Origin of the sequence: Bacillus sp. CGMCC 1.60114 (assembly GCF_042676365.1) — a bacterium.
Classification (GTDB): domain Bacteria; phylum Bacillota; class Bacilli; order Bacillales; family Bacillaceae_G; genus Bacillus_A; species Bacillus_A rhizoplanae_A.
This window is the reverse complement of sequence record NZ_JBHTHG010000118.1, coordinates 698568-714978: the sequence shown is the minus strand read 5'-3', so window position 1 is coordinate 714978 and position 16411 is coordinate 698568. Positions and strand designations below refer to the sequence as shown.

Sequence of the window (16411 nt, the reverse complement as noted above, 5' to 3'; positions counted from 1 at the left end):
ATATGAAAACTGTACAGAAAGCTATAGAAGGTTTGCAAGGAACGATTGTTATTCCAGGTGATAAATCCATTTCACATCGTTCTGTCATGTTTGGCGCAATTGCTCATGGAAAAACAACAATTAAGGGCTTTTTGCCAGGAGCAGACTGTTTAAGTACGATCTCTTGTTTTCGTGAGATGGGCATATCGATAACACAAAACGGAGAAGAAGTAGAGGTAATTGGAACAGGAATTGAAGGGTTAAAAGAAGCAGAGCACGTACTTGATGTTGGGAATTCTGGTACAACAATTCGTTTATTGCTTGGAATACTAGCGAATACAGATCTTCATTTTTGCTTGCAAGGTGATGATTCTATTGGAAAACGACCAATGAAACGTGTTACAAAACCACTTAGTCTAATGGGAGCAGCAATTGACGGAAGAGAAGGCGGTACGTATACACCGTTAACGATACGAGGAGGAAATCTTCAAGCCATCGATTATATTTCGCCTATTGCAAGTGCTCAAGTAAAGTCTGCAATTTTATTAGCAGGTCTAAGAGCAAAAGGTGTAACAAGTGTTACAGAACCTCATGTATCAAGAGATCATACAGAACGAATGCTTCAAGCGTTTGGTGTACAAGTGAAGCGTGAGGGAACGAAAGTTTCAATAGAAGGCGGACAACAGCTAACAGGAACGAACATTCATGTGCCAGGAGATATTTCATCGGCTGCGTTTTTCTTAGTCGGCGGAGCGATTACTTCAAATAGTAAACTTACATTACAAAATGTCGGAGTCAATCCAACAAGAACGGGAATAATCGATGTTCTTACAAAAATGGGAGCAAAGTTAGCAATGGAACAGTCTGATATAGATGCTGCAGAACCAGCTGCTAATCTTATAATTGAAACATCTAATTTAAAAGGAATTGAGATTGACGGCCAAATCATTCCAAGATTAATTGATGAAATTCCAATTATTGCTCTTGCAGCAACGCAGGCAGAAGGAATTACAATTATTAAAGATGCGCATGAGCTAAAGGTAAAGGAAACGAATCGAATTGATACAGTTGTAGAAGAACTAACAAAATTAGGGGCACGTATTGAGGCGACTGATGACGGTATGATTATTTATGGGAAAACACCTTTAAAGGGAAATGTCGTTAATAGTCATGGCGATCATCGAATTGGAATGATGCTTGCAATAGCTGGCTGCATTGCAGAAGGAGAGACATTAATCCATGATGCGGAAGCTGTTGGAGTATCGTATCCGAGATTTTTTGAAGAGATTGAGAAATTGAAGTTAGAAACCCGGTAGATTGATATGAGATCTATCGGGTTTTAATTTGTAAAATTTATATTTTCTGATTATTGTGTTATATTAAATTTTGCATGTGTAGTTATGAATACGATATAGGGGGAACGGGAGTATGGAAGTAATCCAATTATTAGAAGAACAATACCTGAAGGCAATTCGGCTATCTGAATATGCCTTTCAATATAAAGTACCAGAAGATCAAATTGAAAAACGACTTCAGCTGTTGAAAAAGTATCATCAAATATTTGGGATATTAGAAGAAAAAGAGCTTGCTGCAAAATTACATCTTATCCCGCTTGAAGTATTTTTAGGTGAAGAAAAATTTAAAATGGGTGGAATTGCAGGGGTAGCTACATATCCAGAATTTAGACGAAACGGTTATGTAAAAAAACTATTAAAACATGTTTTAGAGACAATGAGACAAGACGGTTATAGCGTTTCTATGCTACACCCATTTTCTGTTTCTTTTTACAGGAAGTATGGATGGGAGTTGTTTGCGAATCGCCTTGTATGTTCATTAACAAAAGCTGATTTAATTATGAAAGAACATGTATCAGGAAGCATAAAACGATTTAAGAAGGACTCTCATTTGAAAGAGATTGAAATTGTATATGAGCAATTTGCGAAGAAATATTCCGGTATGTTAGTTCGAGATCGAGATATATGGTTAAATTTTGTCTATGGTGACCTAAATGCAGCAGTTTATTATAATCGAGCGGATGAGCCAATGGGCTATATTTTGTATAAAATAGAGAGCTCTAAGATGAAAGTAGAAGAATTTGTACCCTTAAACAGTGAAGCTAGAACGGGTTTATGGAATTTCATTTGCCAGCATGATTCAATGATTAAAGAACTTGAGATAGTCGTTCATGAAAAAGAACCATTGCTATTTTCACTACAAGAGCCGCGTATTAAAGCGGAAATAAAACCTTACTTTATGGTTAGAATCGTTGATGTTGAGCGGTTTATTAAGCAATATCCATTTGCTTGGGAACATAATGAAGAAGAGGTTATCTTACATATTTCTGATTCATTTGCACATTGGAATAATCAAACAGTAGTTTTACGAGAAAAAGAAGCAGCTTTGGTAAGAAAAAAAGAAGCTGTAGCATTAAAAGAGAAGGGAGTACATGTAAATATTAATGCACTGTCTACAGCTCTTTTCGGTTACAAAAGTCCATGGGAATTATATCAAATTGGTGCCATTTCTGGGATGGAAAAAGACATAAAACAATTTGAAAACCTAATTCCTACCGAACAACCATTTTTTTATGATTTCTTTTAATCATTTATAAATAGATAAAGAACATAAAAATTAAATGGTTCATCAATATTTTCTATATATTGTAGGAATGTGATGGTAATAATAGCTGACTTGTGGATGTGTTACTGATAAGTGAATGGGTGGATATGGCCAAATGAATGGCGTTACAATTCCTACAACGGGGCTTGCTGTATGAATAGCGGCAACGTGAACGGAAGGGGTTACTACGGGAGTAACAGCAACAACCCTTATTGGAAAGAGGTTCATAATAAGTTCACTCCAATGGATCATGTATGAAATAGTATATTCATTTGTTTGTTTGAAATGTGCAGGTGAAATTTTATTTAGGGTTGTAAAGGTTCTTTTTATTGTTTGTAATTTTTATTTATTTTTAACAATATTTACTTTATAATAATTTTAATTAAATTATATTTCTTACCTGGAGGTGTCGATGAAAAATTATAGATTTTATTCATTTTGGATAGCTCAAACAAGCATTTCATTAGCAGATGTCGTATACATCATGGTCATTACGACTTACATTTATCAGAAAACAGAATCTATATTATTCGCTTCTTTATTTCCTTTTTTTAAAGCCGTTACAAGATTAATAGCTGGCTTATCAGCACCACTAATTCTACAAAATACTTCTATATCAAAGGCACTTGTAAACTTACAAATTACTAAGGCTATTTTGATCACTTTATTACTATTAGGATTTACATTTTTAACTTCTCATATTTATATTTTATTCACTTACATATTGATTCTTTCTTTCGTAGAAGGATGGGGTAGTCCTTTATTAAATTCTATAGTTCCCCAAATTGTTGTAAAAGAAGAGCTTGTAAAAGCCAATAGCTTGTTAAGCATTTCAAATCAAGCAGTACAAATTGGTGGCTATACTTTAACTGGATTTATTGTCGTAAAAATAGGTCATAATTCAACTTTACTAATAACAACTGTCTTATTATGGTTTTCTATTATTTGTTTGTATATAGCAATTCGCTCCCTTTACAATCAGGTAACAGAAAATCAAGGGGCATCTAAATGGACTCTTATGAAGGAAGGGTGGATTCACCTTTGGAGTAACCCAACCCTGCGAGTGGTTACATTAATGGATGTAATTGAAGGGGTTGCTAGTCAAATATGGGTTGGTGCGATTACCTTGGTTTATGTAAAAGAAATACTTCATAAAGGAGAACAATGGTGGGGATATATTAACGCTAGTTATTATATCGGTACAATTGTAGGAGGATTTATAACGATATATTTAGCGAAAAAGATTCAAAAAAACCTTATACTTAGTATGGCAATAGGATCTTTTTTATTTAGCGTTCTTACTTTGTTATATGGGCTTAATAGTATTCCTCTTTTATCACTTTTACTCTGTATTGCGATGGGGCCGGCATATCAAATACGGGATGTAGCGCAGCAAACCGCATTTCAAATAAACATAGATGTATCGTTACTTCCAAAAGTATATGCCTCTCGCGGCGTCCTATTATCAACAATCTCGAGTCTTTCTATTTTTATAGTCGGCATGATAGCTGAATACTTAGGTATCAGAATGGTTTATATATTTGGAGCTGCGCTCATTTGTATATCAGCGGGGTTATCTTTTGTTTTACTTAAAACAAAAAATGAACAAGTGAATGCCCATAATATAATTGGATAGTGGTAAGAAAATATGAATTTATAATGTTAATAAATCCTAATTCCTCGCTTATAAAACTGAGAAATTAGGATTTAATTATTTTTGAAATGCTAAATTTTTTAGCCGAAAGCTTGAGCAGCAATACCATAAAGTGTACCATTTCTTCTTGGTAATTGAATTGAGTTTTTAATCATTATTGGTGGTTGGCTTACCTTTTTAAATCCACATTGCTCTAAATATGTTATAAATGAACTTTGTTCATCAGGTATATCTATTCTCAGTTTTCCTTTGTAGCCTGTAGTAAGGTAATGAATGATATGAGTTGCTACATCTTGATTAAGTGCTACAATGGGGCCGAGAATTAAATGAATTGGTCCCTGTATGCTTAATCCATAGCCAATTAAATTTCCATTTTTTTCTCTAACTAATACTCCTTGATTTGCCTGTTTAATTCTAGATTTAAGAAATGATTTTCTATCTGCTCCGACTGCACGTCGATCCAACTTATGTACATCAATAAAATGATTATCAGTTAACGGAACAATGTCGTAATCATGATTTTTTTTGATATGGTAGAATGAATTATTGTTATCACTTAATAATTTATGTATACAAGTAATTGATTGAAATCCTAATTTTTTATAAAGAGGATAGCCTTCTTCAGTTGCAGCTAACATAATTGTGACATTATTAGATACTGAATCAATACAAGCTTGTATAACCTTCTTACCTAATCCATATCCTCTGTAATTTTCATTCACAATTACCATTCCTATAGAAGCCAAGTTATTTCCATAAGGAATAAGGGCTGCGCTTGAAATAATTTCACCTTGCTCTGTTTTATGCCCATAAATGGTACCTGCTGACATAATTGTATAGATTTCATTCTCGTCATAATCCCAACCAACTGAAGCTGAAAGAGCAATAAGGCTAGGTATATCTTCTTTATAAAAATTGGATATTTGAAACTCAATTTGACTCTGCACAACAATCCCTCCGCCTTCAATAGGTCTTAATCCATGATAATTTAATATCGCTGAAAATTCAAAAAAATGCCGAAAAACTAGATAAATACAACTAATAAAATTAGTTGTAAATAAATGTTCCTTTCGTGGCGTAAAGATGAGTCAATTGTTTACTTAATAATAGTTTTCTTTATATCAATATTTTAGTTATTCAATTTTTTATTTTTGTGAAAAAGATGCGAAAAAAAGTTTTGAAAAGCTTTTTATACGAAAATAGAGGAGAATATTTATAAATAGACTCATATTTCCAAGCATCAAAATTGGAAGTTTTGCGTTGTATCTTTAAAACATTGGAACCATTTCGATTGTTATGATAGCTCATACATTAACATCTCCTTTGATGGTATTGTCTACGCGTTTTGAACAAAAAGTTATGCTTCCTGAGCTTCTTTCAGAATAGTAATATACATTTGTAGGAAGGGAATCGTATTTGGACGACATTAAATGTATAGGATAGTGAAACGAAATTTATGAGAGAAAGATGAGGAAATTGTTGCTGAAAGCTCTTTGATTTCCTTGTAGAAAATGAATCTATGTTGCTATTCATTCAAGTTCTACTATATAATAGCTATAGTCTAAAATAAGTGAGTCGTAAACTGCGACTTTTAGGACATTCGGTGAGAAAACGCTGGATGCAGCGGTATTACTAGGAGGAACTACATGATTACAGTAAGTAACGTAAGTTTACGTTTTGCAGATCGTAAGCTTTTTGAAGATGTTAACATAAAATTTACACCAGGTAACTGTTACGGTTTAATTGGAGCAAACGGTGCTGGTAAATCTACATTCTTAAAAATTTTATCTGGTGAAATTGATCCATCAACAGGAGATATTCATATTACACCAGGTGAGCGTTTAGCCGTTTTAAAACAGAACCACTTTGAATATGAAGAATTCCCAGTTTTAGAAACAGTTATTATGGGGCATACACGTCTTTATGAAGTAATGCAAGAGAAGAATGCGATTTACATGAAGGAAGATTTCAGCGATGAAGATGGCATGCGCGCAGCTGAGTTAGAAGGCGAATTTGCTGAATTAAACGGTTGGGAAGCAGAATCAGAAGCTGCGATTCTTTTAAAAGGGCTAGGCATTGGTGAAGACCTTCATGCGAAAAAAATGTCTGAGTTAACAGGGGCAGAGAAAGTAAAAGTATTACTTGCACAAGCATTATTTGGTCAACCAGATATTCTATTACTAGATGAGCCTACGAACCACTTAGACTTAAAAGCAATTCAATGGTTAGAAAACTTCTTAATGAACTTTGAAAACACAGTTATCGTTGTATCCCATGACCGTCACTTCTTAAATAAAGTATGTACGCATATGGCGGATCTTGACTTTGGTAAAATTCAACTTTATGTTGGTAACTACGACTTCTGGTATGAGTCTAGCCAATTAGCATTAAAGTTAACACAAGATGCAAATAAGAAAAAAGAAGAGAAAGTAAAAGAATTACAAAACTTTATTGCACGCTTTAGTTCGAACGCATCAAAAGCGAAGCAGGCGACTTCTCGTAAAAAATTATTAGATAAAATCACATTAGATGATATTAAACCATCTTCTCGTCGTTATCCATTCGTTGGTTTTACACCAGAGCGTGAAGTAGGTAATGATTTATTAACAGTAGAAGGTCTTTCTAAAACAATCGATGGTGAAAAAGTATTAGATAATGTGTACTTCACTGTTAATAAAGGTGATAAAATTGCATTCGTTGGTCGTAATGAAATCGCAATTACAGCATTATTTAAAATTTTAGCAGGTGAAATGGAGCCTGATAGCGGTTCATTTAAATGGGGTGTAACAACATCTCAAGCATACTTCCCACGAGATAACTCTGAGTTCTTCAAGAATAGTGAGTATAACTTAGTGGAATGGTTACGTCAATTCTCACCACAAGATGAGTCTGAAAGCTTCTTACGCGGATTTTTAGGTCGTATGCTGTTTTCTGGTGAAGAAGTAAAGAAAAATGTTTCTGTTTTATCTGGAGGAGAGAAAGTACGTTGTATGCTTTCTAAAATGATGTTAAGTGGTGCAAACGTATTAACATTTGATGATCCTACGAACCATTTAGACCTTGAGTCTATCACAGCATTAAACAACGGTTTAATGGCATTTAAAGGTACAATTCTATTTACATCACATGACCATCAGTTTATTGAAACAATTGCAAATCGTATTATTGAAGTAACACCAAACGGTTTAATTGATAAACAAACGACATATGATGAGTATTTAGAGAACGAAGAGCTTCAAAAACAAGTAGAAGCGATGTATAAAGAAGCAAAATAAATGCTAGCATCCCCTTATATGAAGGGGATGCTTTTTTATGTTTTATGGAATAGGTAAAATTGATGCTGCATAATAAGAGGAGTCTCTGCTTTTTAACAAAATTTCAACAGAAGTCCCCTTCCTCAAGTACGTGCAGGGCAAAGCCCAGGTGGTAGGGAGGGGATGAACGTTGTTCGTGTACAGCACGAAGTTTCTCTTTCCTTTTTATGTAATATCATGTATGATAGTCCTAGAAATGAACGGGAACGTACATTCTGTTTTGTGTGTAGGTATCTGAAACACAAGGGCGAAAAAAGAGGAAGGTGATGACAATGTTACTAAGCCAAAAATATGAAATTTTCCCTACTCAAGAACAAAAAGAAATATTAGAACGTTGGTTACAATATTGCCGTCAAACTTATAACTCTGCTCTTTTAGATAAACAGAGGAAATATAAAGAAAGCAAACAATCGTATACGCGCTCTGACATGCAAAAGCAACAAACAATCGATAAGAAGAGGTATCCTTTTCTACAAGAAGTGCCATCACAGCCCTTACAAGAAGTATTTTTACGACTGAAAAAGGCATATGATGGCTTTTTTCATGGGGATGCCAATTATCCAAAAATGAAAAAGTATAAAGAATATAACAGTCTCACTTTTACTCAATTTGGATTCAAACCGAATGGGAAACATCGTTATGCGATGTCATTTGCGGATAACGGAAAATTATATAACAAACGATTAGGGGAAATCGATATCCTTCTGCATCGTCCGATAGAAGGAACCATTAAACAATTGATTTTGAAACGCCAATCTAAGAGGTGGTACGCTATTTTTAGTGTTGAAAGACAAGCTGTACCTTCCTCTATTGTTTTGGAGCACGCAATTGGTATAGATGTAGGACTAGATAAATATGTTGTGCTCTCCAATGAAACATCATTTAAAAATCCTAGATTTCTTCGTCAAAAAGAAAAGCAACTAAAGAAAGCGCAGCGTAACCTTTCGAAGAAAAAGAAAGGCTCTGCGAACTATAAGAAGCAAGTGGAACGGATTCAGAACCTTCATGAAAAGGTGGCGAATCAAAGAAAAGATTTTTTACACAAATTAAGTTATCGCCTTACGCAAATGTATTCGGTAATTTGTATGGAAAATCTTGATATCCAAAACATGGTTCGAAATCGAAAGGTGTCAAAGTCGATTTCTGATGCAGGCTGGGGTGCTTTTCGCCGCATGCTTTCGTATAAGTTTGAGAAATTTGGAGGCTTACTTGTAAAAGTAGATCCAGCATACACATCACAAGATTGTTCTGACTGTGGAAATCGTGTAAAAAAATCACTTTCTATTCGGACGCATATTTGTATAAAGTGCGGAACGGTATTAGACAGAGATCATAATGCGAGTCTAAACATTTTGCGAAAGGGATTAGAACAATTAGATGAGAGAAGCTAAAGACTGAAACTGTAGGGCAAGGTTGTGTCCAAACAGTATAAACGAAGCCTGCGGAGAGTATGTAAGACTACTTGGGAATCCCAAGCAGCAACGCTCTAAGAAACAGGAAACCCCTTCTTCAAACAACTTGTAAGAGTGTTAAGGAGGGGGCATTCACAAAGAATAGATAGTAAATATTTTAGAAAGTTGAAGGGAATGAAATGCATGAAAGATTTGAAAGAAAGTGCACAACGGGTACAAAATAAGTTATTAGAACTAGGATATACCAATCAAGTAATAGAATTACCAGAAAGCGCAAGAACTGCTCAAGAGGCAGCAGAAGCAATTGGCTGTAAAGTTGCGCAAATTGGTAAATCGATTATTTTTAGGCTCAAAACGATTGATAAACCACTGTTAGTTGTCGCGAGTGGAACAAATCGAATTAATGAAAAGCAAATTACTAAACATCTAGATGATACTTTAGGAAAAGCGGATGCTGATTTTGTACGTAAGCATACTGGGTTTGTAATCGGAGGTGTTCCGCCATTAGGACATACAGAGCCTATAATGACATTCATTGATGAAGATCTTTTGCAGTATGATGTGATTTGGGTTGCTGCCGGGCACCCGAAAGCGATATTTCGTTTAACACCTGATGAACTAGTACAGATGACACAGGGTCAAGTAATTTGTATAAAATGAACCATTAAAATGGAATGCATATTTTAAAAAAACTACCTGTTTCCATATTCACTGGAGGAACGGGTAGTTTTTTTCTTAATTTCCCTTTTCAATATGTCACAAGTCAGGAGGTCAAATCGTTTTAAGGGTAAAGTGGGAATTAAAATGAAACAAATTGTTATTTTAGGTGGAGGTTTTGCTGGTATTAATTTGCTAAATGGATTAAAAAAAGAATTAGGTCATTTAATAGGAAAAGAAGTAAAAATTACTTTAGTAGATAAAAATTCGTTTCATTTCCGAAAAATTTTGTTGTTTAAATCAGTTGTTGAAGATGCAGACTTAAAAGTTCCACTAAAAAGGTATTGTACAGATGGAATGGAATATATAAAAGGAGAAGCGATAGCATGTAATCACTCTGAGAAAGAGATTGCTATAAAATTAGAACATGAACAAATAAGAACAATACAATATGACTATCTCATTTTAGCTCTAGGGAGTGTTATCCAAGAAATTCCTAGTACGCTAGGAGGGACAACATTAAGAAGCGTGAAGAGTGCTGTAGAAGTAAGACAAAAATTGCTTTCTTTAATTCAATTAGCTAAAGCGGAAGAGAATAGAGAAGTGAGATGTGAACTGCTACGGATCGCTATTGTTGGCGGAGGGATTACAGGTATTGAGACTTCTGCAGAAATATGTGTTTGGTTTAAAGAAGAAGTTCAAAAAGCAGGGCTTAATCCTGGTGAGATAGAGGTCATTTTGTTTGACTCAAAAGAACATTTATTACAAGGAGTGCCAGTAAAGGTAAGTGAGAGATTAGCTTACGAACTCAAAAAAATTGGGATAAAATTTGTGTCTAAAACGCGAGTGAAACAATTTGAAAATGGTAAATTACTTTGTACAAATGGAACAACATATACAGCGGGAGAATGTGTTTGGACACCAGGTGTTAAAGTGAATCCAATTATCCAAACATTCAATCTGCCTTTGTCAAATGAGAACCAAATATTAGTTACTGATACGTACTGTAACATATATATGCAATCGGAGATTGCGCTAAAATTGTTGATAAGAAGACGAATCAAGTGGATGGAATGACATGTAAAGAAGCGATTCCTCAAGCAATGAGATTAAGTAAAATCTTAAAAAATGAGATATACGGAATATCTAATTCCGTTACACACAAAGCGTATCCAGTCAAATTATATTGTATTAGTCTCGGACCTAATAATGGCTTTGTTTGGGTTCAAAAATGGGGACTTGATTTTGTTTTATCAGGAAAGATTGGTGCTCGTATTCGAGAACGAACATGGGATCAGGCGAGTTTACTTGTCTAATTATGCATAATGGAATAGAAAGTGGGGATTTTTTCTATGGAAAACGCTGAATTAAGCCAACTATATATCAAGTATAAATCTCTTCTTTTCTCACTTGCTTATAAAATGACGGGTAGCATTGCTGATGCAGAAGATATTATTCAAGATGTGTTTATAAAGTTGAATGAATATGAAATGAAGCATACCTCAAATGTAAAAGCATTTTTGTGTAAATTGGTTACGAATCGCTGTTTAGATCTATTGAAATCTTCTAAGAAAAAAAGAGAATTATATGTTGGGACATGGCTGCCAGAACCAATTGCTGTGATAGAAACAGATCCATTACAGGAAATACTGGTGAAAAATGATATTTCATACGCTTTGCTTGTATTATTCGAACAATTAAATCCAATTGAAAGAGAAATTTTTATACTCCGTGAAATTTTGGAATATGACCATGGAACGATTGCTGAAATTGTACAAAAAAAGGAAGCGAATTGCCGTAAAATTTTAAGCAGGATAAAAAAATGCTTCCAGAGCTAGAAAAGCGGATTACAGTTGAAAGTGTAAAAGTAGATCAAGAACAAGTCATCACATGTTTTGTAAACGCTATTCAGCAGGGAAATACAAATCAAGTTATGGAAGTTCTTCGGGAAGGTGTAGCTTATTACGCAGATGGTGGCGCAAAAGTAACAGCTGTAATAAAACCTATTTATGGTGCAATGCGTGTGAAACAACTTCTTATTTCTTTAGCAACTAAATTTCTTACCATTCAAGAAAATTACTCTATGATCCAAACAGAGGTAAATGGTTGTAGTGGAATTGTAATAAGAAATCATATGGGAATACAGGCAGTACTGAGCTTGGAATTTGAAGGAAATAAAATTAAATCTATTTATATTATTTTAAATCCTGATAAGTTAAGACATTTGCATATTGATACGCATTAAACGAGTGAAGAAAAGAATGGATTTCCAATATGTGAAAATCCATCCTTTTATGTATATTAAATTCGTTTATCATGCCAAAAGTTTAATGGGAAATGTTCATTTTCATCATAACTGTCAAGCTCATAACCTTTTTCCTTTAACCCTTTAATAATAGCAGGTACAGCAGAAACGGATTGTGGATGAATATCGTGTAAAAGAATAACTTCTGTGTTTGATTTTGCACCTTCAAGTACATGTTGTGCAACTTTAGCAGAAGCAGCATCTACTGGCATTTTATTATATTTCCAATCCAAAGAATCAATTGTCCAATCCCATACGCGCAAACCCTTTTCAACGACTTGATTTCTCTCAGCTTCTGTAAGGCCTGGCATTGAACCGTATGGTGGACGTGTTAGTTTTGGGGCATAGCCAAGAATATTGGCTATTAATGTTTGATCCTCTGTCATTTCATTTACGTAACCACCTTGTTTGTACAATTTATTATAGTCATGAGACATACTGTGCATCCCAACATAGTGTCCTTCTGATTTTTCACGTTTAACTAAATCAGGATATGCTTTAACATTGGAACCAACTAGGAAAAAAGTGGCTTTCGCATCGTTTTGTTTCAGTATATCTAATAATTGGGATGTGAGCTTTCCAGGTCCATCGTCAAAAGTAAGATAAGCTACTTTTCTAACTTGACCATTATATTGGTCGGGTGCTTGCTTTGGAGCTAGTGCAGTTTGTATTTCACTTACTAGTTGAACTGATTGTGAGGAATCTTCTGTACTTGCATTTACAATGTATTTTGATCCTCCGGATACTTCATATATGCACGAAATTCCTACGCACATAATAAAAGCTCTTTTAAATAAGATTACAAGAGATGATTTGCTACGCATAAATGTCCTTCTTTCTATTTCTAATAATTCCATTCTATTTCATTTTATTATATTAGCAATTTTATGTATAGTATTGTAAAAAAATATGTTTACAAATATGAAAGTGATTTATGAATTATATGTGAGATTTTTTAATTTTTATTTATTAATAAGGTAGTACAATTGTTATTTTTTAGAATCTATAAAAGGCTGGAGTGGAGGGGGAGAGAGGTTCAATTGTTCGAATTTCGAATGGGATATATCAAAATCCCGGGTTGATGGGTATGGAGTCTCGCTAATAAAACGAGAATTTCGTATGTTAATTTGATAGCGATGTGGCAGCACTCCATAAAGAAAAGGCACTTTTTTGATAAGTGCCTTTCTCCTAGAATACAGTATTTTAGCTAATCTATACTTGAAGCAAATCAACTAGATAGCATAACATAAAATAACAAGGCAGCTGCCTCTTGCCGTTTCATTATTTGTTTCGATAAATAATCTGCTGATCCATCTTCATTATATATAACCTCAGGTCCAACTAAACGATAACCTACAATATTTTTAACAGATTCTATTGCCCAATCATCAGTTTCTCCTCTTAAAGTAGCGTCTTTAGGTGGGGCTTCTAGCATTTTTAAATAATGCCAAGCAATCCATGCTGCTTCTTGTCTAGTGATGGCACGATCTGGATAGAATTGGTCTCCATCTTTTTCATATAGAATACCAAGTTCATATAACTTTTGAATATGAGATGCATACTGATGGCCCTTTACATCAGAAAATACAGGGTCATTTTTCGAAGGTGGTGTAAAGTAAGCAATTTGAGATAACCAATATGAAAATTCTCCGCGTGTAAGAGGGGCTTCAGGAACAAAATTCCCCTCATTATTTGGTTTTAATATTTCATATTGATGTAAAGGATCTATAAATTTAACATATGGATGATTTACCTCTACATCTTGAAATCTCTTAGGTTCACTTAATTTCATCGCTGAACTAGCAGAATCCCAGTGTATCATTTCTTTTACAGTGCCATCATTGTGAAGTTTAAACGCCATATAATTACCTTTTTCATCTTCAAATAGTAAAGGATCTATTTGTTTTAATTCCTGTTTACCATATACTTTATCACTTACAAATAATTTTCCTTCACTTATATTTACATGTGAAATAAGATTTTTTATCCGCAAGTCACGGTAAGCACCTTCAAATTTTTTTAACTCTTCTTCGCTAGGTGTTAAATACTCTGGCTTCGTCTTGTCTGGAAAATAGTGATTCATAAATTTATCAAATAATTCATAAGGAAGTGATGAACTATCTTTATTCGTGACAACAAAAACACCTATTTTATGTTCAGGAATTAACCACATTAAAGAAGAAAAACCTGGTATATTTCCACCTTTTCCAAAAACATATTGGCCATTATGACTATGTGGTGAAAAGAATTCAAACCCATATGTCATGTTTGGATATTTTGGATGTAACGCAAATTTTGTTTTTTGCATATCTTGAACAGTTTCACTTTTTAGTATTTGTTTATTTTTAAAATTACCACCATTCAATTGAGCAATCATAAAATTGGCTACATCACTTCCTGTAGAGAACATACTCCCTTGTGGCATATCCGTCGGTCTTGTTTCATAAAATGGAATGGCATTACCTTTTCCATCGTATCCTGTTGCAAGTTTATCTTTGATAAAATTAGTCATAACAAAACTGCTATTTTGCATCTCTAAAGGGTAAAAAATATTTGAAGCCATATATTTATAAAAAGGTGTGTTTGTCAAATTTTGAACAATATATCCTTGTAGCATAGAAGCAAAATTATCATATGTATACGTATCTCCTGGTTTTCTCACTACTGTAGGCATATTTTCTTCTACATAATCTTTAAGTTTTGTATATTCATTCATTCGATAATGAATATCCCCCGGTCTAGGATCTACGTAATCAAAACCTGTTGTATGGGTGAGTAAATGTTTCATTGTAACTGGTTCACCCGTGTTATTTTCGTACTTTAATCCTCCCATATAATTTATTATATCTCTATTTAAATCGATTTTTCCTTGTTCAACTAACTGCATTACAGCACTAGCAGTAAAAACTTTTGATACTGATGCTAATCGAAAAACTGTTTTTTTAGGATCAATAGGAATATTCTGTTCTTTGTTAGAAAAACCGTACCCTTTTTGAAATAGAATTTGATTATCTTTAACAACTACAAAAGCTACACCAGGCGCATTTTCTGCTTTCATTTTTTCTGGAATTACATTATTCGCGAAAGCTTCCACACCTTTAGCGTTTAATGTTATAGAAGAAACTGTTTTAGCCTTTGAACTATTGCTGCCTAAAAATACTAACAAGAAACATAGACTAATAACTAATAAGCTTCGAAAATAATTAATCATGTTATTGCTTCTTCTTTCCAAATTAATTCCCCCTTTAAAACTAAATTTATTGATTATTTTCCTATTATGCTAAACATTTTTCTGTAAAATTTAACCATATTTTATCATAAATTGTATTTTTTTCAATATTATTTATGTACTGTATTTTTATAATTCTATAGCTTTATAAAAAAGCTTGATCATTAATATCTTGCAAGATGAGATTCTATGTAAAATTAAAGAAATTCCTTTTGGGGATACTTTAAAATCTTAGGTTGATGGGTATGTGGCGGTACCCCGTATAGAGGGCTTACTGGGGGCTAAAAAGTATATTATCTTTTCTAAGTACTTTCCTGACTATAACGAAGACAATACTTCAGAGTGTGCTTGACTTATAAACTGAAACTTAGATTAACCTAAAAATAAAGAAAGTGACTTTATAAAAAAGTCTCTTTCTTTATTTTTAAGAAAAAAGATGATTAAACTCTTATTTTTTAGAAAGATTCTGCATATGAAGTATGTAGTTTTTAGCACTTTCTTCTAATTTTTCATCTGTTAAGTTATGTTCCGCACCGTATACAGCAAAAGTCGGTAAGAATTTCATACCAGTATAAAGGCATGAAGCCTGATAAGGTTTTAATAATTCACTTAATGTATACTCATTTGCTTCACCTGCTTGATACTCCCTCTCTACTACACCAGCAGAAATTGCTAGACAAAACTCTTTTCCTTGGAGTTTATCCCCTTTAGAACCATATGCAAATCCATATGTAAAAATATCATCAAACCATTTTTTTAACAACGGGGGAGAGCTGTACCAATAGAATGGAAATTGAAAAATATAACGATCATGTTCTAATAATAGATTTTGTTCATATTCAAGATCAAAGTTCCAATCTGGATAACGTTTATATATTTCATGTACAGTAAAATCTTCTGGATATTTTTTAATTTCCTCGAGCCAACGTTTATTCACTCGAGATTCTTCAATATTTGGATGTGCAATGATTACAAGTGTTTTCATAAATTCTCCCTCTTTTCAAAGAATAATAGGTAACATCAATACCATTTTGATATTGTACAACATTTGGTAATATTGATATTATATGGTATATAATAATCTTTTAATTACACACTTTAAAGTAGGCACTTTAAAGTGCTATAGGAACTTTATGGTTCCTATAAGAACGAGAAGAAAGGGGCTTAGCGCCTTGTTCGTGATCTTTAGATTTAGAACTATTGTAGGGAGGGGAGGTTTTAGTACAATTTTCCTATTAGGGA

General features: G+C 33.6%; 15 protein-coding genes. 10 read left to right on the top strand and 5 right to left on the bottom strand.

Annotation, left to right across the window (positions count from 1 at the left end; genetic code table 11):
- Positions 1 to 2 precede the first annotated feature (2 nt).
- Together aroA and ACFQZ1_RS24910 are read left to right on the top strand one after the other, a co-directional pair.
- A complete protein-coding gene (gene aroA / locus ACFQZ1_RS24915; protein ID WP_377884838.1) occupies positions 3 to 1295 on the top strand; it encodes a 3-phosphoshikimate 1-carboxyvinyltransferase in 1293 nt (430 codons plus the stop codon).
- A 112-nt stretch (positions 1296 to 1407) separates the two neighbouring features.
- Positions 1408 to 2580 carry a GNAT family N-acetyltransferase gene (locus ACFQZ1_RS24910; protein ID WP_377884837.1) on the top strand — a complete coding sequence of 391 codons (1173 nt, stop codon included), beginning with the start codon at positions 1408 to 1410 and terminating at the stop codon, positions 2578 to 2580.
- Between the two features lie 42 nt (positions 2581 to 2622).
- Here the strand turns inward: ACFQZ1_RS24910 and ACFQZ1_RS24905 are convergent, their stop codons facing one another.
- Positions 2623 to 2826 carry a hypothetical protein gene (locus ACFQZ1_RS24905; RefSeq protein ID WP_377884836.1) on the bottom strand — a complete coding sequence of 68 codons (204 nt, stop codon included), beginning with the start codon at positions 2824 to 2826 and terminating at the stop codon, positions 2623 to 2625.
- Between the two features lie 184 nt (positions 2827 to 3010).
- On the opposite strand from ACFQZ1_RS24905, the gene ACFQZ1_RS24900 reads away from it, so the two are divergent.
- A complete protein-coding gene (locus ACFQZ1_RS24900) occupies positions 3011 to 4234 on the top strand; it encodes an MFS transporter (protein WP_377884835.1) in 1224 nt (407 codons plus the stop codon).
- Positions 4235 to 4332: 98 nt separating this feature from the next.
- Here ACFQZ1_RS24900 and ACFQZ1_RS24895 read toward each other — a convergent pair whose 3' ends face one another.
- Entirely contained in the window at positions 4333 to 5199 is an 867-nt protein-coding gene (locus ACFQZ1_RS24895; RefSeq protein WP_377884834.1) for a GNAT family N-acetyltransferase, read from the bottom strand.
- Positions 5200 to 5898: 699 nt separating this feature from the next.
- Between ACFQZ1_RS24895 and ACFQZ1_RS24890 the strand changes: the two genes are divergently transcribed.
- From ACFQZ1_RS24890 to ACFQZ1_RS24860, 7 genes are all read left to right on the top strand, one after another.
- Positions 5899 to 7527, top strand: a complete 1629-nt coding sequence (locus ACFQZ1_RS24890) for an ABC-F family ATP-binding cassette domain-containing protein (RefSeq protein ID WP_377884833.1) — start codon at positions 5899 to 5901, stop codon at positions 7525 to 7527.
- Positions 7528 to 7832: 305 nt separating this feature from the next.
- Positions 7833 to 8957: an RNA-guided endonuclease InsQ/TnpB family protein gene (locus ACFQZ1_RS24885; protein ID WP_377884832.1), complete on the top strand. Its 1125-nt coding sequence runs from the start codon at positions 7833 to 7835 to the stop codon at positions 8955 to 8957.
- 204 nt (positions 8958 to 9161) lie between these two features.
- Positions 9162 to 9638 carry a YbaK/EbsC family protein gene (locus tag ACFQZ1_RS24880; RefSeq protein ID WP_377884831.1) on the top strand — a complete coding sequence of 159 codons (477 nt, stop codon included), beginning with the start codon at positions 9162 to 9164 and terminating at the stop codon, positions 9636 to 9638.
- A gap of 144 nt (positions 9639 to 9782) precedes the next feature.
- Positions 9783 to 10712, top strand: coding sequence for an NAD(P)/FAD-dependent oxidoreductase (locus ACFQZ1_RS24875; protein ID WP_377884830.1), 930 nt, complete (start codon positions 9783 to 9785; stop codon positions 10710 to 10712).
- Complete coding sequence (locus tag ACFQZ1_RS24870) at positions 10700 to 10951, top strand: hypothetical protein (protein ID WP_377884829.1); 252 nt, start codon at positions 10700 to 10702, stop codon at positions 10949 to 10951. Before ACFQZ1_RS24875 ends, ACFQZ1_RS24870 begins: the two co-directional genes overlap by 13 nt.
- 36 nt (positions 10952 to 10987) lie before the next feature.
- Positions 10988 to 11473: a sigma-70 family RNA polymerase sigma factor gene (locus ACFQZ1_RS24865; RefSeq protein ID WP_377884828.1), complete on the top strand. Its 486-nt coding sequence runs from the start codon at positions 10988 to 10990 to the stop codon at positions 11471 to 11473.
- Positions 11458 to 11880, top strand: a complete 423-nt coding sequence (locus ACFQZ1_RS24860) for a sigma-70 family RNA polymerase sigma factor family protein (protein ID WP_377884827.1) — start codon at positions 11458 to 11460, stop codon at positions 11878 to 11880. Before ACFQZ1_RS24865 ends, ACFQZ1_RS24860 begins: the two co-directional genes overlap by 16 nt.
- A gap of 56 nt (positions 11881 to 11936) precedes the next feature.
- Here ACFQZ1_RS24860 and ACFQZ1_RS24855 read toward each other — a convergent pair whose 3' ends face one another.
- From ACFQZ1_RS24855 to ACFQZ1_RS24845, 3 genes are all read right to left on the bottom strand, one after another.
- Positions 11937 to 12764, bottom strand: a complete 828-nt coding sequence (locus ACFQZ1_RS24855; protein ID WP_377884826.1) for a peptidoglycan-N-acetylglucosamine deacetylase — start codon at positions 12762 to 12764, stop codon at positions 11937 to 11939.
- Between the two features lie 404 nt (positions 12765 to 13168).
- The gene (locus ACFQZ1_RS24850; protein ID WP_377884979.1) at positions 13169 to 15151 is read right to left on the bottom strand and encodes a serine hydrolase domain-containing protein; all 1983 of its coding nucleotides are present in this window, start codon (positions 15149 to 15151) and stop codon (positions 13169 to 13171) included.
- Positions 15152 to 15617: 466 nt separating this feature from the next.
- Positions 15618 to 16154, bottom strand: coding sequence for an NAD(P)H-dependent oxidoreductase (locus ACFQZ1_RS24845; protein ID WP_377884825.1), 537 nt, complete (start codon positions 16152 to 16154; stop codon positions 15618 to 15620).
- Between the last annotated feature and the right edge of the window lie 257 nt (positions 16155 to 16411).